The organism is Fibrobacter sp. UBA7003 (genome assembly GCA_002449765.1).
Lineage (GTDB): Bacteria > Fibrobacterota > Fibrobacteria > Fibrobacterales > Fibrobacteraceae > Fibrobacter.
In genome coordinates, this window is the sequence record DJXN01000008.1 from 117,900 (window position 1) to 140,170 (window position 22,271).

Consider the following 22,271-nt stretch of genomic DNA (forward strand, 5'->3'; position numbering starts at 1 on the left):
AAGGCCTATGCGGTTCGTTGCATGCATCGTTCTTGCCGTAGCGGTTATCGCGCTCGCCTTCAACCTGGCGAAGCCGCTCCCGAACGCGCATTTCGATGAATCCTTCTTGCCGAAGGCTTCGTACGTGAAGTATGTCGCCGCTGGGAATGACGCCTCCGTCGCGGGGCTCCTCTGGATCAAGGGGCTTACGGACCTGGGCGAGAGCTTCCTTTCGGGCAAGGAGTACAACCACCTGAGCCATGTGGCGAACCTCTGCACCGAACTCGACAGCCTCTTCTACACGCCGTATTACTTTGTCGGTAGCATCACTCCGATCGATACGCAGGACACCACGGACTTTATCGTGATGCGCCGTGCAATCAAGAACTTTCCGGAACAGTGGCGCCTTGCGGTCGGGTTCTCGCTTCGCCTCTCGAAGGGGCCCTTCCCTAACCCGCGTGCCGCGGCCGACGTGATGCGCCCTTACTTCGACAGTCCCGATACGACGATTCCCCAGCATATCCGCCTCATGTACCGCACGTTCGAACTCGATGCGGAACAGACGGAGACCGCGCTCGAAATGATCCTGAACGACGTGATGCAGCCCCGCTTCAAGAAGTTCCGCGAAAGCTTCTACAACAAGACTTTCCGTGTGCTGGGATACCGTGGCGTCGGCTCGAAGACTGGGGCAGATTCCACCAAGTACAACGACGTGAAGAATACTATCGATGCGTTTGCCGATGGAAAGTTGCCTCCGCCGTATGCGTTCCACCACCTGCTTTCGCTGAAGAAGGTGGAAGAACCGAAGGAAGCCCCGGCGGATTCCGTGATAGCCCAGCCGGATTCGGCGGCGGCTCCCGTAGCGAATTAAAAAATGTGGAAATGAAAAATGCGTCGGCTTAACCGGCGCATTTTGCCTTGAAAAGAAAAAGAGGTCTATTCCCCGCAGCGCTTTGCGTTGTTCGGGAGGCCCATCAGTTCGAACGCGTTCTTGCAGCGGAGCTTGAGGTCCTCGGCTTCCTTTGCCGGAGTGCTCTTGAGCTGCGAACGGTGGTAGAGGATAGTCGCGGTCATGTAAGGGATGTTGCCGCGGATGGACTTCTTCTCGGCTTCCCTGTAGAGCGAATCCGCGGTTCCCTTGCCCGAAAGGTCTGCCATGCGCGCCGCGGTCCAGGCGTAGAATCCGCCCTTCTTGTCGGAACGCTTCCCGACCATCTTGAGCGATTCGTCTGCGTCTTCGCTCCTGCGTTCTGCTGCCTGCGCGATGGCGCATTCGGAGTAGAACGCCGCCTGCAGCGGGTCGTCCACCTTCTTTAACGAGTTGGGGTCTGCGGACCTGCAGAGTCCGAGGGCTTCGTCGAACTTGCCCTGCGCATTTGCGAGTGCCGCTTTCCCTTGGAGGAACAGGATTTTCGAGGTCTTGTCGAGAACTTCCTCGCGCACCTGGGCGAGCAGCGAATCGGCAAACGCGAAGTCGAGGCTCATGGTGCGGATTTGTGCCATGGCCATCAGCACGCGGGCTTCGGCCCGGAGGTCCGATTCCTTGCGGCTGGCGAGCAATGCGCGTTCGAGCTGGCCGTAGCTCTTGGCTATCTTGCCTGCATCGAGGGAACGCTGCGCGCGGGACGAGAGAATGCCCGATTCCGATGCGCTTGCAAGCGTTGCGAGCGAAAGTAGCGCTGCGATGCCGAACTTGCGAATTACCATAGCGTCTCCACCATGAACGGTACGGAATCCTTGCTAGGCATGTTCCTGCGGATAATCCACATGTTCGAAATGCCGGTCATGAGGTCGTCGGCGTTCTGCAAGGTCTGTTCGGTCGATTCCATGAAATCCGAAAGCCCGGTGGTCACCTGGCCCACTTCCTTAAGCAGGCCGTCCACCTTGCCCATCGTGTTGTCGATGTTGCCCATCAGGCCGTCGACGTTGCCCATGAGCTGGTCGACCTTGCCGGGCAGGGGCTTGAGTTCGTTCATCATTCCGGATACGTCGTCCGTAATCCCGTCGACCTTGTGCAAGAGTCCGGGGATGTCGCTGTGCAGCGTGTCGAGCAGGCTGGAAGTCTTGAAGAGGGCTGACTTTCCGGCAAGCGTAATGTCGTTGAGGCGGTGCAACTGCATGTTCAGGTTGTCGTAGAGGGTGCGCGAACCGAAGAGTGCGCCGACGGTCGTTCCCGTGTCCATTGCCATGGCGACAAGCGTGTCCGCCGCATCGATAAGCTCGTTGACGCGACCCAGGAGTTCGTTCGTGGTTTCGAGTACGGTCTCGATATCCTGAGCCTTGCCCGGGGTGATGTAGTCGCCGTCGTCGAGAATTCGGCCCCTGCCCTTCTTGACGTCGATGTTGATGACGCGTGCCGAGATCAGGTTCTGGTCGCGGATGGCGTAGACCTGTGCGCTGTCGGTAATCCAGCTCTGGAACTGCTTGCGGATGACGAATTCCATATGGACGCCGTCGCCTTCGATTTCCATATCCGAAATCTGGCCGACGTCGACGCCGTTGATCTGGACGCGGGTGCCGGGTCGGAGGCCGAGCGCCTTTTCGAAAGTGCTGTGGAGGCTGTATTCTTCGACGCCGATCATGCCGCTGGCAAAGAGCTTCGTATAGAGGACAATCCCGAAAATCGTAACTGCAACGGTAAAGAACACGCCGACCAGGAGGCCGGAGAGTTCCATCCAGTTGATTTGTTTGACGGGCTTGAATATCATACTGCGAAATATATAAATATTTATTTTCAGTGTGCAAAGGCGGTTTCGTGTTTTTTATTTTGCAGGGAAAAGAGAGGTTTTTATGGAATTTCTGGATTTTCTGGACGGATCGGTCACCCCTTACCATACGGTTGAGGGAATCAGGGCGCTCTTGTCGCAATCCAAGGCTGGGGGACTGAAAGTCTGGGAACGTGGCGGTGCGCTCGTCGCTGTCCGGGAACCCCAAGAAGCCTGTGCGGACTCGAAGTTCAGGGTTGCGCTTGCCCATACCGATTTCCCGGCGCTCAAGGTGACCCCGAACCCGGATGTGCGCTCGGCGGGTATCCAGACACTCCATCCCGAAATCTACGGGAGCCCGATTTATACGAGCTGGCTCGACCGCGATCTGGGATACGCCGGAATTCTGGCGTACGGGGTTCGCGGAAAAATCGAGACGAAGGTGTTCCGTTCAGACAAACTTGTCCGCATTCCTCAACTGGCGGTCCACCTGAACCGCGGCGTGAACCAGGACGGCCTGAAGGTAAATCCGCAGACGGACCTGAATGCGCTGTGGACAAGCCGCGAGGGAGTGAGGTTTGTGGACGCACTGAAAGGGGGACTGCCCGAAGGTGCGGAGCTGCTCGATTTCGACGTGCAGTTCTTCGATGCGCAGCCTGCACGGCTGGGCGGGCTCGATAATGAATGGATATACTCCGGCAGGCTCGACAACCTGAGTAGTTGCCATGCGGTTGCACTTGCGATGGCGAACGCCCCCGTGCCAAGGAAGGATTATCTGGTGGCCGCGTTCTTCAACAACGAGGAGGTCGGCTCCGAGACGCGCGAAGGAGCTGGCGGGAATTTCCTCAGGAGCGTCCTGGAAGAGGTTGCGCCGGATGTCTCCTTGAATAGGGCGCTTGCGTCTAGCCTTGCCCTTTCGATCGACATGGCGCATGCCGAACATCCGAACTTTACGCAGAAGCACGAGCAGAACCACGCCCCGATTCTAGGAGAGGGAATTGTATTGAAGACAAATTCGCAAAAACGTTATGCGAGCGATGTTTTTTCGAATGCACGGTTCAAGATGCTCTGCAAGGAGGCGAAAGTCCCGTACCAGACATTCGTGATGCGTAACGACATGCCCTGCGGCTCCACCGTCGGGCCCACCGTTTCTTCTGCGCTCGGAATCCCGACGGTCGATGTCGGGGAGCCCATGCTCAGCATGCACAGTATCCGCGAAATGACTGCGGTAAAGGATCACGAGAGCATGATTGGCCTGGTTTCTGCCTTGTATGGCTGCGAAATCTTGGCCTAGTCTTTTTGGCTTAATTATATTTGCAGACGCGTGATTGCTGATAAGATAAAATCGCTACGAGACCGGTTCCCTCGCAAGTCCTTGCTGGGACAGTTCCTCCGTTACCTGGTGACGGGAGGGCTTGCCTTTGTAGTGGATTTCGGGCTGTTCGCGCTTTGCCTTTATGTCTGCGAATGGCATTACCTGCTCGCGAACCTCGTGGGACTTGTGGCGGGGCTTGTGCTCAACTATACCATGAGCATCGTGTGGGTGTTTACCGCATGCGAGCGGACGCTCGAAAAGCAGAAGGTTGCCGAGTTTGTCCTGTTTGCCCTGGTGGGAATCGCGGGAGTCGGCATCAACCAGCTGCTCATGTACCTGATGGTCGATGGGCTTTCGCTGAACGAGATGGTGTCCAAGATGGTCGCCGCGGTTCTCGTGCTGATGTGGAATTTTGGGGCGCGAAAGCTTTTGCTTTTTAAAAAGAAGAAGGATGTGTAAAATGGCTCAGGAGAACGAATCGAAGAAAGTTGCTGTAATTGCGGGCGCCGGTCCTGCGGGACTTACGGCGGCACTGGAGTTGTTGCGTACCACGGACGTGAAGCCCGTGATATTTGAATCCGAGGATGTCATCGGCGGCATCTCGCGGACGGCTCGTTACAATGGCAACCGCATGGACATCGGTGGCCACCGCTTCTTCAGCAAGAGCGATACCGTGATGGACTGGTGGCAGGGAATTCTGCCGCTGCAGGGTGTCGCCTCGAAGGACGATATCGCCATCGGGCGCAGCGTGCCTCTGGTTGCCGGAGGCCCCGATCCCGAGAAGACGGACTACGTGATGCTCTGCCGCAGCCGCCTCAGCCGAATCCTTTTCCTCCGCAAGCTTTTCGATTATCCGGTGAGCCTGAACGGCGATACCATCCGCAACCTCGGGCTGTGGCGCATGTTCAAGATTGGCATGAGCTACATCAAGGTGCAGCTTTTGCCCGCCCGCAAGGAGAAGAGCCTCGAAGATTTCATGATCAACCGCTTCGGCGTGGAACTCTACCGCACGTTCTTCCGCGACTACACCGAGAAGGTGTGGGGCGTGCCGTGCAGCAAGATCAGCCCCGACTGGGGTGGCCAGCGCATCAAGGGACTTTCCATCACGAAGACCGTGGTGCACGCCGTGAAGCAGATTTTCGCCGGCAAGAAAAAGCCGGCCGCGGGGGCCGCGAACGGAGCGGACATCCGCCAGAAGGATACCGAGACGAGCCTCATCGGGCAGTTCCTTTATCCGAAATTCGGGCCCGGCCAGCTGTGGGAAACAGTTGCCGAGAAGGTGAAGGAAGCGGGTGGCGAAATTCGCATGAACGAGAAGGTGGTGGGCGTGAACCGCACCGCCGACGGCAAGCGCGTCGAAAGCGTTGTCGTGGAAAGTATGGACGGCACGGGCGTCGTCATGCACGAAACGGTTGCCTGCGACTATTTCCTCAGCACGATGCCGGTGAAGGAACTCGTCTCCGCGATGGATAGCGAAAAGACTCCTGTGCCTGCCGATGTCAGGCGCGTCGCCGATGGCCTCGTGTACCGCGACTTCATTACCGTGGGACTCCTGCTCGACAAGCTGCTCATCAAGAATCCGGCAAAGCCCGGCACTCCCGAAAGCAAGCTCAAGTTCGTGGCCGACAACTGGATCTACGTGCAGGAATCCGACGTGAAGCTCGGCCGCATCCAGATCTTCAACAACTGGAGCCCCTACCTGGTGGCCGACCCCGAGAAGGTGTGGATCGGCCTCGAATACTTCGCCACCGAGGGCGACGAGATGTGGCGCATGCCCGACAAGGACTTCATCAAGTTTGCCATCGCCGAACTCGACAAGATCGATGTCGCCCGTCCCGAAGACGTGCGCGATTCCGTGGTGTTCCACATCAAGAAGGCGTATCCCGCCTACTTCGGCACCTACGGCGAGTTCGACAAGATCCGTGAATACGTGGACCCGATCGAGAACCTGTTCCTCATGGGCCGAAACGGCATGCACAAGTACAACAACATGGACCACAGCATGCTCAGCGCCATGGAAGTCGTGAAGTGCATCCGCGAGAACTCCGCTGACAAGACCGCGCTCTGGAACGTGAACAGCGAAGAAGAATACCACGAAGGCAAGAAGTCGTAGACCATGAAACGCGTCGTAGCTTTTTTCAAGCTCCCTGAACTCTATTGCGCCCTGCTGCTCGTGGCCTGTGTCGTCACGGGCGTTGCCATGCGCGTCTCCATTGACAATGTCGTGTTGACCAGGGACGGCGATCCCGAAAAGGTGAGCTTCCCGGTTGCGCAAAAGATGGCGGACGGCGAACTGTTCCAGGTGGAACTGGATATCCACAATCCCTTTAACGCCTCATACGACCTGCGCGTCGTTCCGGATGACTGCGCAGAAAGCATTGTCGTGAACGGGGAAGAAGTTGACGTGTCGGGCTTCCACGACCGTTGCAATTTCTCGAAAGGCTTCCTCCTGAAGGATAGCGTGCTTGCACCCCACAGGGTCGGGGACAAGGCGCACTTTGCGTTCAGCCTGAAGAACAACGGGGGCGATGCGGGCCTGAACCTGTTTGTCTACCAAAGTTCGGCGGCTGCCACCGCTTCGAATGTGGGGGCGGTCCTGTTCTTTGCGGTCCTGTGCCTCCTAATAGGGCGTAGGCTTGGACTCCGCGGAGGGCTTCTCTTTGTTTTCTTCCTTGGCGTGGCTATCAGGACGGTTTTCTTTGCGAATGTTCCCTACACGACTTATTCGAACGATGTCGACGGCCATGTCGCTTACGTGCAGTACGTTCTCGAAAAGCATGCCGTTCCGGGAGTCGATGACTGCTGGACCTGCTACCATCCGCCTGTTTATTATGTGTCGTCGGTGCCCTCGTTCGTGTTTGGCAACGGGATAGGCGTGGGCGGCACTACGGGATTGCAGACGTTTAGCCTGCTGCTCTCGGTGGCGACGCTCTTGCTTGGCTTGTTCTTCCTCAAGGGCTTCATGGGCGGTGCGGCGCTCGGGCTTTCTTCGCTCTTGTGGACTTTCTGGCCGTTGATGATTCTTGTCGCGCCCCGCATTGGCAACGACCAGATGTTCTATCTGATGCATGTCCTTTGCCTTTGGGGGGGTATCAACTATCTGAATAAGGGGAAAGGCAAGTACCTGATTGTGTCCGTTGTCGCTACGGCGCTTGCGATGTGGACCAAGACGACTGCCGTGGTGACGCTCGGGACGACGTTCCTGTTTGCCGTGTGCGGCTATGTCCACAATTTCCGCCGGCTTACCGCGTCCAGGTCCGAGTGGGTGGCCTGGGGAATGTTTGTCGCCCTGATTGCCGGAATCCTCCTGCAGAAGTTGCTGGGCGATGCCGACCTGGTGGGCAATTCGAGCGGCCTGAACGGGCGGTTGAAGGTTGGCAACGAGGCGTTCAACTACATTTTCTTTGACCTGAAGTCCTTCGTGACGCATCCTTACACGAGTGCCTGGAACGAGGAATGGGGACGCGAGTTCTTCTGGAATTATGCGTTCAAGTCGTCGATGTTCGGTGAATTCGAACTGGTGCGCAACGAGACCGGAAGGACGCTTGCAACCCTGATGAGCGTGTCTTTCCTCGGGATGCTCGTGTATGCTGCCCGCGGATTCTGGAAGGCGAGACTTGGCGCGATTCATTGGATTCTCCTTTTGCAGGGCGCGGCCTTCTTCGCTGCGCTCATGTTCCTGCGGATCAAGGTGCCGTATTCTTGCAGCAACGATTTCAGGTACATCGCACCGGTCATCTTGAGTTTCGTCCCGTTTGTCGGCTGGGGAGTTTCTCTAGAAGGGGCGTCGACCAAGTGGAAAGTGCTTGGTTATGCACTTGTTTCGTTGTTTGTCTTGAGCACGGCGATTTTGTATATTCTTGCCATGTAGAGAATACGAAGGCTTGAAAATGCGATTTTTTTTGATTTTAGTATGTGTGCTGTCGGTTGCCCTCTGGGCGCGGCCTATAAACGACGGCAATAAACTGTTCAAGAACGGCGACTATGCCGGTGCCTTGGAAAAGTACATGAAGGCCCGCGAGGCCGAACCCGCGAACCCGCTATTGTTCTACAATATCGGAACGTGCCAGTACAGGCTCGGCAATTACGAAGAGGCCAAGAAGGAACTCGAGAGTGCCGTGCGCATGCCCGACAAGAAGATGGCAGCGAAGGCGGCGTACAACCTCGCGAATACGTATTTCCGCATGGGCGAGAAGGCCGCCGAGGGTAGCGAACGCATTGCCGCCTGGCGCGAATCTGTCGCCTATTTGAAGAAAGCCATCGACCTCGACAACAATTTCGAGAACGCGAAGAAGAACGTGGAAATTGTCCAGCGCAAGCTGAAGGAAGAACTCGACAAGCAGAAAGAGAACAAGGACCAGAATCAGGACCAGAACAACGACCAGAAACAGCCGCCGCTTTCCGACAAGGCGAAGGAAGTCCTGGCGCGCGCATTGCAACTTTGCAAGGACGGCAAGTACGCCGAAGCCAAGGAGATGCTCGAGAACCTGATTGCCGAGGACGAGACTGCGGGCCAGTTGAGCGGCCACGTGCAGCGCATCGACGACGTCATCGAAATCAAGGCCGGCCGCAAGCCCAAGGCGAAGATTGACGCGAGCAACACCGACAACGACCTGGAGGTGATCTGATGCGTTTGATTAGACCCATTGTACTTGTTTTGCTGTTGTCCGCAACGGCCTTTGCCGCCCCGAAGTCGGCGAGCGCCTACTACAGCGATGCCGCCTTCCAGTACATCGAAAACCGTTTGCCCTCTGCCGAAATCACCTGCAACGAGGGCCTGCAATACTACCCGAACGACCAGAAGCTGCAAATGCTCCTGGACCGCATCAAGGAAGCCAAGGACGAGCAGAAGAACGAGAACAAGAAGAACGACAAGAACCAGGATAACAACCAGGACCAGAATCAGGATCAAAATAAAGATCAGAATCAGGACCAGAATAAGGACCAGCAGAACCAGGACCAGAACGGCGATGGCAATTCCAGCGGGTCCGAGAGTTCTTCGAGCCAGGGCGATGACCAGAACCAGAATCAGAATGGCGGCGGCCAGTCCAGCAGCAGCCAGGGCGGTGAAAGTTCCGACAGCAATGGTGGGCAACAGCCTGAACAGCAACCCGAGCAGCCGCAGGAAAATTCCAGCGACAGCCAGGGTGGCGAAGAACCCCAGGAACAGCCCGTGCAGATGGGCGAGATGAGCCCCGAAGAGGCTGCACAGCTCCTGAAGGACTTTGACGAGCAGAACGGCGAACGCAAACCCTGGAAACCCATCCGCGGGCAGGTAAGACCTGCAAAAGACTGGTAAGCCGAGCGTTGCGACGGCAAGCTTGCTTGCCGGCATGACCGAGGCGCCGTGTCTTGCGCTCAACGAGCGCAATGATTTCTTTATTTTTCATCTCGCAACAACTTCTCGAAAAGTGCGTGATACCCGGCGATATCTTCCAGCTGCATGATGGTCGTGATCTTGTTTCCTGCATCTTTGCTTGATGCCCCGCAGTGGAAAAGTTTCTCGCTGTCGGTGCCAAAATCCAGATAGATGTACCTGTCGTGGAACACGTTCCCCGTGGTGCGAACATCGTCAAGTTCAATATCCGGGCGGGCTGCTCTGAAGTCTGCTAGCATGCTTTCGGTCAAACGGGAACGTCCGTGCTGTTCGCTGAAAATCTGGACCGAAACACCCTTCACCACGCACCGCAACAAATCGAGCGTCTTTACATCCAGGTAATCATCTACAATCAGCACTGACTTCTTCGCCATGCCGTAAATCTGCGTGTAGGCGACATCGGCCTCCAGCCGCTGCCCGTTCAGAATCAGAAAGTGCTTGAAGGTGCTCGGGTCGATGAAATTTGCCATGACCTTCTGGACGTCGTTGGACAATTGCTCGATTCTCTGATTTTGGGCGGAGTGGGCTGTATTGACGAAAAAATCTACGCGCTGCTCGACTGCTGTGAGTCGGGTATTGACGTTTTCAATCAGTTTTTGTTGAGTCTGGGGTGCCAGCATTCGCTGGTTTACAGCGTAGCCCTTGAGCATGTACTCTTTCAAAATGTTCAATGCCCATTGACGAAAGCGCGTGCCCTGGATTGACTTTATTCGATAGCCTACAGAAATGATGACATCCAGGTTGTAGTTTTTTACGGCGTGAACTTGCGTTTTTCCAGTAATTGCGCCGTGTTGAGTGGTTGTCAAGTATTCCTTGACAACCACTTTTGGGTCTAATTCACCTTCTTTGAAAATCCTTGCGATATGCAGGCTGATATTCTGCTTTGTGGCATGGAAAAGTTCCGCCATCTGCGCCTGCGTGAGCCAGACGGTCTCGTTTTCGACTCGGACTTCGATGTGGAATTCCCCACCCTCCGGCTGGTAAACGACAATTTCGTTCTTTTCGACAGCCGGCACTATATCCTTTTTCTTCATCGTCAACTCCTCTGGCATACAAGCGTCAAAACGCCAAAGACTACACACTTGTGCACTAAATATAGATTCAAAAATCCAGTTTGTCAATAGGCCCGCGCATTTTTTTTGAAGGGGGAGGCCTCCCCCTCGCTCCAACCGCCTTCGGCGTTTTTCGCTACCCCTTCTAGCGGGGACACCCCGCAACGCCCCGATTGCAAAAAAACGCCCGCCGTCGGCGAGCGATTTTTAATGCCAGAGAAAAGTTTTCCCTCTCAAATGCTTCATTTTTACGGAAAACAGATTTGTCAATCATGATTTTAAATTATATTACCGTACATAAGGTTTGCCCTCTTGGGCAAGCCGGTTTTTGAGTTAAAGATTATGGCTGGATTTAACGAATGTACTAGAGTTCAGGTCCCGGCGGCACTCCATCTGTGCCGTTTGGGTTACACTTATTTTGCTGAATGCGGCGACGAAACTCCGGTAGGCAGGCTCGACAAGAACAACAACGTTCTTACCGATGAATTCCTTAAAGCTCTCGTTCGTTTAAATCCGGAGCAAAAGCTCCACGACCTTCAAATTCATGTAAAGTCTGTGCTGAGCAAGCTTGGCAGCGACGATCTTGGTCGTGGATTTTACCAGGTGCTTTCTTCGAATTCTGGAATCAAGCTGATTGACTTCGAAAATCCGGAGAACAATAGCTGGCTTGTGACGACGGAACTTCCTTGCGAGAATCAGGAGACGGGTGATAGTTTCCGCCCTGACATTACATGCTTTGTGAACGGGTTGCCTTTGGCTTTTATCGAAGTGAAAAAGCCGAATAATGCAGAAGGCATTGTTGCAGAGCAAAGCCGCACAAACCAGAAGCGTTTGCCCAACAAAAGTTTTAGGCGTTTTCTGAACATCACCCAGCTGATGATTTTCAGCAACAATCAAGAATACGACAATGCGAATCGTGTTCCTGTTCAGGGAGCGTTCTACGCCTGCATTGGTAAGCAGAAAGCGTTTTTCAATGTGTTCCGCGAAGAAGACGAAAAGTTCGGCCCCAAGTATCTGTATCGGGAAGTTTCGGAAGATACAGAAAAACTGATTCTTAAGCACAGAAATTGTCTTTCTCTCAAATGCCATCCGGAGTATGCCACGAATTGCAAGGTGACTACTCCCACGAACCGCATTCTGACTTCGCTGCTGAGCAAGGAACGTTTCTTGTTCCTGCTTCGTTATGGCTTTGCCTATGTAGAAAAGACTGTCGAAAAAGACGACGGCGAAAAGATAAAGACTCTTGAAAAACATGTAATGCGTTACCAGCAACTTTTCGCTTCTTTTGCCATCCGTAAAAAATTGGATGAAGGCGTAAAGAGTGGAATTATTTGGCATACGCAGGGCTCCGGCAAGACGGCTTTGGCTTATTACTCCGTAAAGAGCCTCACCGACTATTTTGCGAAGAAGTCTATTCCGGCCAAGTTCTATTTCATCGTGGATAGAATTGACTTGATGGAACAGGCGTGCGACGAGTTTGCCGCTCGCGGCCTTGTTGTGCAGACTGTAGAAGACCGCGCACAACTCATGGCAGATATCAAGAATACGCAGCTGGTAAAAAGTGCCGACGGTAGGCTGGAAATCACCGTTGTCAATATCCAGAAATTTGCCGAAGACAAGGCCCCGGTAGATATTTCTGCGGGCTACAACACAAACCTGCAACGAATATTCTTTATTGACGAGGCTCACCGAGGCTACAATCCCGAAGGAGCGTTCCTTGCAAACCTTTTGAGTGCCGACAAACATGCAATAAAGCTCGCCCTTACGGGCACTCCGCTGCTTCGTGAAGAACGTGAATCCTGGCGCGTGTTTGGCGATTACATTCATACCTACTATTACGACAAGTCAATTGCGGACGGTTACACGCTTAAGTTGATGCGTGAACCCATTGAAACCCACTACAAAGAAACTTTGCAGGGGATTCTTGATGAACTTGAAAACAATTCGGCAAACCAGATTCAAGTCAAAAAGAGCGATATCGATAAGGATAAAATCATTGAGCATCCTAAGTATTTGAACGCCTTGCTGGATTATATCATTGATGATTTTACCTCTTTCCGCGTTGAATGTGACGACAAGTCTATTGGTGCGATGATTGTTTGCAAAACTAACGACCAGGCCCGCAAACTTTTTGAGTTGTGGAACGAACGCTACAACTTTGCATTAAGTGTCATTGAGAAAAAGAGAGAAGAAGTCGCAAACATGGCGGCAGAAAAGCTGATGCATTACAACGCTTCTTTCTTTGAAAAACCGTTGAAGGCGTCCCTGATTCTCCATGATGAAGGAGACAAGAAGGAACGCAAGGAATACATTGTTGACTACAAGAAGAACATGACGACGGACTTTTTGATTGTCAATAAAATGTTGCTTACGGGTTTTGACGCAAACCGCTTGAAAAAGTTGTATCTTGGTCGCAAACTCGATGGTCACGATTTGTTGCAGGCGCTGACTCGTGTCAATCGTCCATATAAAGATTTCAAATACGGCTACGTGGTGGATTTTGTTGACATCAAGGAAAACTTTGATGCCACCAACGACCGTTACCTGCGGGAACTGAACAAGACTACGGAAGATTCTGGCTTGGAACTTTCCGCTGACCCGGGCCAGGTGATTATTGAAAATCCCGAAGAAGTCAAGCAGCAGATTAAGGAACTGACGGATTTCTTGTGGAATTTCCCTACCGAGAATTACGAGGAATTCCGCGAAGTCATTGATGGAATTGAAAACAAGGAACCTCTGTACCATCTTCGTAAAATTCTTGAAGACGCAAAAGGCCTGGGCAACAGAATCCGTTCTAGCGGGAACGTTGAACTGCAGGACAAGTATAAGAACATGCTGCCCGGCGGCATTCCCGTTTTGTTGCGTGAAGTGGAACGCCGCATTGCGGCCATTAACTTCAAGGAAGGCAACGACCATAGCGAAGATGTGTCGGGCATAATCAATACGATTCTTGATAGTCTGGATTTTGAATTCCGCAAGGGCATTTCAGAAGAACTCAAGATTATCATCAATAGCCTTAGGGAAGAAGCCGAAAAGGTCCGTGCCGAATTTGACGCCAACTTCGATAAGAAAGAAGACAAGTTTGTCAACCTTATTGAAGAATTCAAAAAGTATTTCAGGGAACACGGCTATATTCCTAAAGACAAAACTGAAGCCGAAGGCAGCATTTTCTACCTGAAAGACGTAATGTCCAAAATCAAGGAAATCAATCGCAAGAATCGCGCGCTAAAGTCCCATTACAAGGACGATGAGAAATTTGTCCGCATTCACAAGCGAATTGTAGAAGCAAATGAAGTGCGAGTACAAAGCGATAAGAAAGAAAGACCCTTGCTTTCTAAGGAAGAATTCGAAATTCAGAAAAGCCTTATCGAAATCAAGGACTCTGCCGACGACCTGTTTGAAAAGAATCCGGGAATTGTGGAAAACGAGGACAAACTCCGTAAGGATATTTTAGGCTGCGTAAGCCACAAGTTCATGGACCTTGATTTGACCGCGAGTCTTGATGACCGCAAATTCATTAGCAACCTGATTTCTAATGAATACATCAATCAGTATAATAGTTATGGAGTGTAAATGAACACCGAAGAACTCAAAGCCAAAACCATAGCCCTTATTGATTCCCTTAAAAGTACGACTGGTGCGTATGGCCTTGCCAATGGCGGTAATGAATACAAGATAATCACAGAGATTTTCCTTTACAAGTTCTTTAACGACAAGTTTGCCTTTGAAGCCAAGAACCAAAAGACTCCTTACAAGAAGCGCTTGAGCAAGGCTGAAAAGTGGGATGTTGAATACGACACCTTTACCGACGAAGAAGTCGAGGATTTGTTCTCTTACATGGGCGGAGGCGTTCCTTTAATCAAGCCGCACCAGACCTTGAGCCATTTATACAATGCTTCGACTCAAGGCGATTTTTCTGCGTTGCTGGATTCTACCTTGGTAGATATCGCGACCTATAACCAGGACCAGTTTTCGGTGGTGACTTCGGGCAAGGCGAAGGTGAATATCTTTGCTGCCGTTACGCCCTATGTCACTGACATTGGTAAGCGCGATGATTTTGCCAAGGCGTTGGTAAAGAACATCGCGGAATTTAACTTTGAAGAAGTTTTTAACGAAAAGTATGACTTTTTCAGCGGCATTTTTGAATACCTGATTAAGGATTACAACAATGCCGGTGGCGGTAAGTATGCGGAATACTTTACTCCCCGAGCAATTGCCCAGGTGATGGCTCAACTTTTGGTGGATCCCGAAACCGAATACAAGGGCGCAACCTGTTACGATCCCAGTGCTGGTACCGGCACGCTCCTTATGGCGCTTGCGCACCAGGTGGGCGAGGACCGTTGTTCCATTTACAGCCAGGATATTTCTGACAAGTCCAGCGAAATGCTGCGACTGAATTTGATTTTGAACAATTTGGTGGGCAGCTTGCCTAATGTGGTGCAGGGGAACACCCTTTTGGAACCCGCCCATGTAGAAAAGGATGGAAGCCTCAAGAAGTTTGACTTTGTGGTAAGTAATCCGCCGTTCAAGCTGGACTTCCCTGAGTATTCCGACACCCTGGCGGCAGACAGTGTCCGCTTTTGGGCGGGAATCCCCAACAAGGTAAAGAAGGTTGACCCCAACAAACCCAAGATGGCCATTTACACCTGCTTTATTCAGCATGTGATTAACTCCATCAAGGCCGATGGCAAGGGCGCAATCGTTATTCCTACGGGATTTCTAACAAGCAAGCCTCCAAAAAAGGAAAAAGGAAAAAAGAGCGTTGAATACAAAATACTTGAATACCTAACAGATAAGCATATCATTAGCGGTGTGGTCAGCATGCCAAGTGATGTGTTTGCGAACACCGGAACTAACGTTTCAGTGCTGTTCTTTGACAAATCGCCCAAGAAAGATTCTGACAAGGTGATTTTGATTGATGCTAGCAAGCTTGGTGAAGAATACAAGGAAGGCAACAACCAGAAGTGTCGTTTACGCCCCGAAGAAGTTGAGAAAATTGTAACTACGTTCCGCAAAAAGAAGACAGTGGAAGATTTCTCTGTTGCCGTGACTTATAAGGACATCAGGGAAAAGGGCTACAGTCTGAGCGCCGGCCAATACTTTGATATCAAGGTGGAATACGTAGAAATTACCCCCGAAGAATTCAAGGCCAAGATAAAGGGCTTTGCCAATGAACTGGAAACGCTCTCTGCCCAGGGCGTAGAACTTGATAATCAGATTCTCAAGAACCTTAAGGGAATGAAAATTTAAGAACCCTCGCCGATTGAAAGAGAAATTGTATGACAGTGGAAATGAAGAAATATAAGCTGGGGAATATTGCCGATTTTGATAAAAAGACTTTGTCAAAAAAAGACTCTATGGATGTTATTGAGTATTTGGATACAGGTAGTTTGACCGAGAATATATTTGGTCCAATGCAAGTTTTATCTAGGCAAGATGCCCCAAGTCGAGCACAAAGAAGAGTCTTTGATAAGACGATATTATATTCTACAGTAAGGCCCCGTTTGAAACACTATGGTTTTATGGAAAAACCTAAGGAAAACACAATTGTTTCTACAGGATTTGTAACCATTGATGTGAAGGACGAATATAAAAACGTAATAGATCCGTACTACCTATATTTGTTGTTGATTCAGGATAAAATTACGGAATATTTAGGGACTATTGCTGACACTGCTGTATCTTCTTATCCCTCTTTAAATCCATCGGATATTCAAATGTTAGAATTTGAATTCCCTGATTTATCAATACAAAAGAAAATAGCATCTGTTCTTTATAATATTGATAAACGCGTAGTAAATCTCCGTACCCAGAATCGCGTGTTGGAACAAACCGCCAAGACAATCTACGACTACACCTTCCTCCAATGCGCCGGCCACCAAACCACTTACAACAAAACCCTCAACCGCAACATCCCTGTGGATTGGGAAGTGAAAAAACTTGGTGATTTATGCAGTATTTTTACAGGAAAAAAAGATGTTTCAAAAAGAATTCCCGGAGATTATGCTTTCTTTTCCTGTGCACCGGAAAAATTGTCTTCTAATGAGTATTTATATGATGGACAGGCTATTTTAGTCTCAGGAAATGGAAGCTATACAGGACGTGTTTCGTATTATGATGGCAAGTTTGATTTGTATCAAAGAACTTATGCGTGCGTATTGAAAAATACAAGTGCTTCTGTGATGCCGTATCTATATTTCACGATGAAATATCTTTTTGAACCCGCTTACAGTGGTGGTACTCATGGTTCTGCTATTCCTTATATAGTTATGAACGATTTAACGAATTATAGTATATGCTGGAACTCGCCGGCCATTGAATCCTTTGTTCAACGAGTTTCTCCAATGTTTAAAAAGCGATTGATAAATTTAAAACAAATCGAAGCCTTAATCGCCCAACGCAACACCCTCCTCCCGCTCCTCATGACCGGTCAAATTGAGGTGTAGTTGAAAATTGGTTTATTAACAAAAAAGTTCTTCAAAGATGTTGGAAAAAGAAAAGATGATTGAGCCGTTAAAGTTTCGCCTTATTAAAGGACGTTTTCAGAATGCTTCTACAAGGCCTGATATGGATGTTGAATTTTTGTTGGAGGAAAATTCTTCATGGGATGATTTCGGTTATCATACAGGCTTTATGTTGCATGCGAGTAAAAAGTTGACTGGTGATAAAGCGAAAGCTCTAGGTGTTATTCGTATAATGGATTCTGATTCTCCTCAATTGATGAATCATGTGGCGAAATTAGTAAAGGAGATTGGTCTTGAAAATGTATTTTTAAAATTACCAAAAAAATACTGTTCTGTATCTACAACAGTAGAATTATATAAGCAGTTGCATCGGATTCTTAATAAAGAGCAGCGAAAGAATTTTGAAGATTCATTTAATTTAATCTTAGATGAAAATAATCAATATTATGCTAAAGTTGCGAATTCTTCGTGTTTTAATCAATCTTTATTACGAGGCACAACTATTAATGATTTTGCTTTGAAATATGGAAAAAGTAAACTGAGGGATGAACATTGCCAATATGATTTGAGAAGCAAAGAAATAAAGGTGAAATTCAATGATTGTGATGAGGAAACGGAATTCAAGTTCACTCCATTAATGAATGCTGACAATGAAAGAGCTTCTGAAATTTTTCCGAACGGCGTTATTGCATTTATAGGTAATAATGGATCTGGTAAAAGTACAATACTCTATAGCCTTGCTTTGGAATTGTATAAAAATGCAAGTAATCGGAAAATGCAGATAAAGCCAAATGATATTGGCATTTCGCAATTAATGCTTTTTTCATATTCTTATTTTGATGATTTTATTTTGCCAATTCAAGAGGATATACACAGTTTAACTTCATGGCAAGAAGAAGTAAAAAAATATAGAGAAAGCCATGACTTACTTGATAAACCTCGTTTTATATATTGCGGTTTACGTAATGTAGAGAAAGAAGTTGAAGAACTTATAAAAAAGCATGTTGAACATGAAAATGATCTTCGTTATGGCGAAGGATGGTATACAAATGATGGTAAAGTAAAGAATCGTATTAGAGAGACGATTGTAAAAAAACTAAATGACATTTCGGAGGAATGCCGAAATGCATTTGTTTTAGTGCTGCAGAAATCTTATAGCTCAACTTCTGATTGGAATGTGTTTGTCCAAAGTGTGTCTGAGGAATTCCCTGAATTAGGGCGGAAGATACAAGAGTTACACAAAGCGGCTTTGCCAAATGACAATTATAAAGGTCCTAGTTGGGATCTCATCTTTAAAAATTTGAGTACTGGGTATAAATTTTTTCTTCATATGATATTGCATTTATTCGCTTTAGTTGAAGAAAATGCTTTGATTATGTTTGACGAACCTGAAAATCATTTACAGGCACCCTTGTTGTCTTTTATGATGAAAGAGATAAGGAAATTTTTAGCAAGGCGATCGTCTGTGATGCTTGTGGCGACTCATTCACCGGTCGTTTTACAAGAAATTTTATCTAGCAATGTTCGAGTAATTCGTCGAAATGGGGAAAAAATATCTGTAAGCAAGCCGAGAATAGAAACATTTGGAGCTAGTTTCGATTCAATTTCGTCAGAAGTTTTTGATTTGACTGTAGACAAAGTTTCATATTTTGATGTTATTGGTGAAATATATAAACAAGAATATTGCAGTACAATGAAATCCATAGATGATGTTTTGGCCCTTATGAAAGATCGTATGGGAAGGTTGAGCGTTTCTGCAATTCACTATATTGTTCAACTTTATTATAGTGAAAAGGATAGAGGTACAGATGTGGATATTGCCTAAGCCAAGTTTAAGTGACGCATTAAATGATGTTGATGAATTTGAACGCTTAAATATTATTCCGAAAACAGAAACAGATCCTTTAAAAGCGTTGACAAAATTGTATGATACTTCGTCTGCGCAGGTAACTCTATCTCAAGTGAATACAATTACGTCGAATGTCGCACAACAAATACATGATGCATATGATGAAACGTATGAAAACAAATCTCTTTATTATATAAGAGATGACTTGAATAAATCAGTTGTCAAATGCCCGTATTGTGAGATAAATGAATGTGAATCATTAGATCATTTTTTCCCGAAAAGCAAATATAAAGCACTCGCTCTTTGCCGTTTGAATTTGGTTCCAATGTGTACAAAATGCAATGGAAATAAAGCGGCAAAAAATGTGTCCGGTTTCATTCATTCTTATTACCCGGACGTGACTCTAAATAGCAAAGTGTTTTTTAAGTGTTCGGTAAGAGTTTGTTCGTGTGGGCTGAGTTGTATTTTTTTTGTAGCTCCTAATGTTTTACCAAAAAATATTGAAAAAGCTGTAAACAATCAAATAAATGCAGTTGATTTGAAAGCAAGATTGAACAAGGCGATTATCCCTTTCTTAAAAACGATTTTTATCACTATTTTTTCGGCAAAAGCTTTAGTTCAAGGACTTCCTCGGCTTATTGCAGAATTTGAAAATCAGCCTGGGTTTTATAACCATTGGCAAACTGCGGTTTTAAGAGGTCTAGATAAGAAAATTAATGGTAATGTTGCTGTTGCGCAACAAATCATAGATGCTGTCAAAGGCTAAAATGCTGATGCAGAGGCAAGCTTATTCTGAGGTCGGGGCGTTGCGGGGTGTCCCCGCTAGAAAGGGTGGCGAGCAACGTAGTGCGAGCGAGGGGAAGGCTTGCCCCTCCAAAATAAAACTTTGAAATGTCAAATTATGTCTTGGCAAGAATGTATATTTAATCGTGAATGCTGATAAAGGGATATGACAAATGACTGAGCCAAAAGTAAAACACTTGAAAGTTGCGACTAAAAGCGAAAGCAAGTTCTTGGACGAAATAGCTCAACTTGTCCAGAACGCCAGGAATGCGGCCAACAGCGCCGTCAGTTCAATCATTGTAGTCACAAACTGGAATATTGGGCGAAGAATTGTCGAACAAGAACAGAAGGGGAAGAATAGGGCTGCATACGGGGATCGGCTTGTTGAACTTATTTCGGAGGATTTGACTAGAAAATTCGGGGATGGCTACGGCAAACGGAATGTTCAGTATTTCAGGAAGTTTTATCTGTTGTTTAACGATTTTGAGATTGTGAACACATGTGTGCGCAATCTTAATTGGTCCCATTTCAAGCGTCTGTTGTCGGTATCGAATGACGACGCCCGAATGTGGTATATGAAAGAAGCCGATTCACAAATGTGGCCCGTCAGAACTTTGGATAGGAATATATCTACGCAGTATTACGAAAGACTTTTGCATTCGCCCAAAAAGGAAAAGGTGATTGCCGAAATGAAACGTAATACGAAAATTTTCCAGAGTTCCCAGTTTGAACTGATTAAGAGCCCTGTAATTGCTGAATTTTTAGGTTTTCAAGCAAATGACTATACCGAAACTGAACTTGAAAGCGCCATCTTGACTCACATACGGGATTTCCTGATGGAGATGGGCAAGGGCTTTGCTTTTGTCGCTCGTCAGCAGCATATTGTCACTGAAACGGATGATTACTATGTTGACCTTGTTTTCTACAATATTGAGCTGAAGTGCTATGTGCTGTTTGACTTGAAAATCGGTAAAATCACACATCAGGATGTTGGGCAGATGGATATGTATATACGGATGTACGATGACTTGAAGCGGAAATCAGGGGATAATCCGACTATCGGCATAGTACTCTGTTCTAAGACGGATGAAGATATCGCTCGCTATTCTGTGTTACATGACTCAAAACAGATATTTATGGCAAAGTATATGCCGTACATGCCCACGCAAGATGAGCTGAAACTGGCCATTGAACAAGAAAAGAAAAATTTCTATTTGCAACATCCAGATTTGGAAATAGAATATCAAAAGAAAAACTTGCCTAAATCCAAAGGGAAAACTCGCCCCTCCAAAATAAAGCATTGAAATGTCAGATTATGTCTTAGCAAGAATGTATATTTGATGGGATAACGGAGTGATTTTAAGAATCTGAGGAAAATGCGAATGTCTTTACAGCAAGAAATTCTGAACGGCGATAAATTTAAAAAACGGCGATAAATCGGTGATAAAATCGAAAATCGGTGATAAAACGGCGATAAAAGTGGCGATAAATACTGAGAACGGCGATAAAAGTGGCGATGAAAAATGATGTCTGATGTTTTTGTCATAGGTGCCGGTTGCAGTGTCCCGTACGGATTCCCTACGGGCGCTATGCTGATGCAGAATTTGAAGGATTTCTTTTACGGAAGCGATATTCTATATAGTCAATCCATTTCTCCTCCTTCTTATCTGTTTGACTTATATCAAGAACTTTTTGGAAAATATCAAGAATACGCCAACTTAAGAAAAGCTGGCGGACAATACAGCTTTGAAGCTGATAGTATTGAAACTAAAGTTACTAACAAGATACGTGAAACTATTGCCCCCTTTGCCCAAAGTATTCGCCATTCAATGATGGTTTCGACAGATGAATTCTTAAAGAATCGTCTTAACCAAGAGAAAGCAGAAGAGGCTGATTTTGGAAAGCGGCTTATTGCTAGAGAGATTCTTGACGCGGAACGTGAATCGAAAGTCCAATATGATAGCGATGATGGAAAAGTAAAAACAAAAAAATATTGGCTAGGCAACATTGACTGGATTCAGCATTTGCTTTCTCGGATAGACCAGCAAGATAATTGGGAAGAAATCTTAAAACAAACGGTGTTTCTAACCTTTAATTATGACCGTGTTTTAGAATATTGTATTTTTTTGTATTTGACATCGGACAAGCAATATGCAGATGCTGACGCACATGCCTTCATAAAAGAAATGCAAATATTCCATGTTAATGGCTTTATCGGACCTCTTGAGAAAATTCCCTTTGGCGCTGTTGGCAATGGCAAATATCAAGAAATTGCCAAGAGGATGGAAACTGTCTGGGAAAAGCGCCAGAATCGCGATGAATCCGAAAAAGAAAAATATCAAGGATTCCTAAAAAATGCGGAGCGAGTCTATTTCTTGGGATTCTCTTATATTCCGGATAATCTGGAATCTATAGGAATTCCTCGGGGTGCTGGGATTATTCGAAACGCAAAAGTCTATGCCACGGCCATGGGCTTGTCTCCTCAGAATCGTCTAAGGATTTCGACGTATTTGGATCTCATGGACTTTGAAAAAAGAAATGAACCCGAGCCAATGCCCGAGATAGAAGTTCAATACCAGCCTTTTAAGAATAGTATTATGCGTCAACAGGAATATAAACAGAAAGAAAAATGGGCGAAGGATCAAATAAGAAACAGACGAATTCGCTACGAAAACCGAATCCTCAAGGACGCAAGTGCGGTTGACCTGATTCTTGATTATTATACGCTTCCGTGATAAAGTGCAAAT

17 protein-coding genes are annotated in these 22,271 nt (G+C 47.9%); 14 read left to right on the forward strand and 3 right to left on the reverse strand.

The window, feature by feature from the left end; all coding sequences use genetic code 11:
* Nucleotides 1-7 precede the first annotated feature (7 nt).
* Nucleotides 8-850 (forward strand): hypothetical protein, encoded by an 843-nt coding sequence (locus B2952_RS06060; RefSeq protein WP_290735312.1) that lies wholly within the window; start codon nt 8-10, stop codon nt 848-850.
* A 65-nt stretch (nt 851-915) separates the two neighbouring features.
* Here B2952_RS06060 and B2952_RS06065 read toward each other — a convergent pair whose 3' ends face one another.
* Nucleotides 916-1,686 carry a hypothetical protein gene (locus B2952_RS06065; RefSeq protein WP_290735315.1) on the reverse strand — a complete coding sequence of 257 codons (771 nt, stop codon included), beginning with the start codon at nt 1,684-1,686 and terminating at the stop codon, nt 916-918.
* A complete protein-coding gene (locus B2952_RS06070; RefSeq protein WP_290735318.1) occupies nt 1,680-2,687 on the reverse strand; it encodes an MlaD family protein in 1,008 nt (335 codons plus the stop codon). The genes B2952_RS06065 and B2952_RS06070 overlap by 7 nt, the downstream gene beginning before the upstream one ends.
* 82 nt (nt 2,688-2,769) lie before the next feature.
* Here B2952_RS06070 and B2952_RS06075 point away from each other — a divergent pair, with 82 nt between their 5' ends.
* The 6 genes from B2952_RS06075 to B2952_RS06100 are packed head-to-tail and all read left to right on the forward strand — an operon-like array spanning nt 2,770 to nt 9,298.
* A complete protein-coding gene (locus B2952_RS06075; RefSeq protein ID WP_290735321.1) occupies nt 2,770-3,978 on the forward strand; it encodes a M18 family aminopeptidase in 1,209 nt (402 codons plus the stop codon).
* 30 nt (nt 3,979-4,008) lie between these two features.
* Nucleotides 4,009-4,458, forward strand: a complete 450-nt coding sequence (locus tag B2952_RS06080; RefSeq protein WP_290735323.1) for a GtrA family protein — start codon at nt 4,009-4,011, stop codon at nt 4,456-4,458.
* 1 nt (nt 4,459) lies between these two features.
* Nucleotides 4,460-6,112, forward strand: coding sequence for an NAD(P)/FAD-dependent oxidoreductase (locus tag B2952_RS06085; protein WP_290735326.1), 1,653 nt, complete (start codon nt 4,460-4,462; stop codon nt 6,110-6,112).
* A 3-nt stretch (nt 6,113-6,115) separates the two neighbouring features.
* Nucleotides 6,116-7,870 (forward strand): glycosyltransferase family 39 protein, encoded by a 1,755-nt coding sequence (locus tag B2952_RS06090; protein ID WP_290735329.1) that lies wholly within the window; start codon nt 6,116-6,118, stop codon nt 7,868-7,870.
* Nucleotides 7,871-7,916: 46 nt separating this feature from the next.
* Nucleotides 7,917-8,627, forward strand: a complete 711-nt coding sequence (locus tag B2952_RS06095; protein ID WP_290735332.1) for a tetratricopeptide repeat protein — start codon at nt 7,917-7,919, stop codon at nt 8,625-8,627.
* The gene (locus B2952_RS06100; protein WP_290735335.1) at nt 8,627-9,298 is read left to right on the forward strand and encodes a hypothetical protein; all 672 of its coding nucleotides are present in this window, start codon (nt 8,627-8,629) and stop codon (nt 9,296-9,298) included. Before B2952_RS06095 ends, B2952_RS06100 begins: the two co-directional genes overlap by 1 nt.
* Before the next feature lie 80 nt (nt 9,299-9,378).
* Here B2952_RS06100 and B2952_RS06105 read toward each other — a convergent pair whose 3' ends face one another.
* Nucleotides 9,379-10,410: a virulence RhuM family protein gene (locus tag B2952_RS06105; RefSeq protein WP_290735338.1), complete on the reverse strand. Its 1,032-nt coding sequence runs from the start codon at nt 10,408-10,410 to the stop codon at nt 9,379-9,381.
* A gap of 360 nt (nt 10,411-10,770) precedes the next feature.
* Between B2952_RS06105 and B2952_RS06110 the strand changes: the two genes are divergently transcribed.
* From B2952_RS06110 to B2952_RS06140, 7 genes are all read left to right on the forward strand, one after another.
* A complete protein-coding gene (locus B2952_RS06110) occupies nt 10,771-14,001 on the forward strand; it encodes a type I restriction endonuclease (protein WP_290735341.1) in 3,231 nt (1,076 codons plus the stop codon).
* Nucleotides 14,002-15,678: an HsdM family class I SAM-dependent methyltransferase gene (locus B2952_RS06115; RefSeq protein ID WP_290735344.1), complete on the forward strand. Its 1,677-nt coding sequence runs from the start codon at nt 14,002-14,004 to the stop codon at nt 15,676-15,678. It begins immediately after the preceding gene.
* A 29-nt stretch (nt 15,679-15,707) separates the two neighbouring features.
* Nucleotides 15,708-16,874 carry a restriction endonuclease subunit S gene (locus B2952_RS06120; RefSeq protein ID WP_290735347.1) on the forward strand — a complete coding sequence of 389 codons (1,167 nt, stop codon included), beginning with the start codon at nt 15,708-15,710 and terminating at the stop codon, nt 16,872-16,874.
* Nucleotides 16,875-16,911: 37 nt separating this feature from the next.
* The gene (locus B2952_RS06125) at nt 16,912-18,717 is read left to right on the forward strand and encodes an AAA family ATPase (RefSeq protein ID WP_290735350.1); all 1,806 of its coding nucleotides are present in this window, start codon (nt 16,912-16,914) and stop codon (nt 18,715-18,717) included.
* Nucleotides 18,680-19,507, forward strand: coding sequence for a hypothetical protein (locus B2952_RS06130; RefSeq protein WP_290735353.1), 828 nt, complete (start codon nt 18,680-18,682; stop codon nt 19,505-19,507). Before B2952_RS06125 ends, B2952_RS06130 begins: the two co-directional genes overlap by 38 nt.
* 190 nt (nt 19,508-19,697) lie before the next feature.
* On the forward strand, nt 19,698-20,828 hold the full coding sequence (locus B2952_RS06135; RefSeq protein ID WP_290735355.1) for a PDDEXK nuclease domain-containing protein: 1,131 nt from the start codon (nt 19,698-19,700) through the stop codon (nt 20,826-20,828).
* A 291-nt stretch (nt 20,829-21,119) separates the two neighbouring features.
* Nucleotides 21,120-22,259 carry a hypothetical protein gene (locus B2952_RS06140; RefSeq protein WP_290735358.1) on the forward strand — a complete coding sequence of 380 codons (1,140 nt, stop codon included), beginning with the start codon at nt 21,120-21,122 and terminating at the stop codon, nt 22,257-22,259.
* The last annotated feature ends 12 nt before the right edge of the window (nt 22,260-22,271 follow it).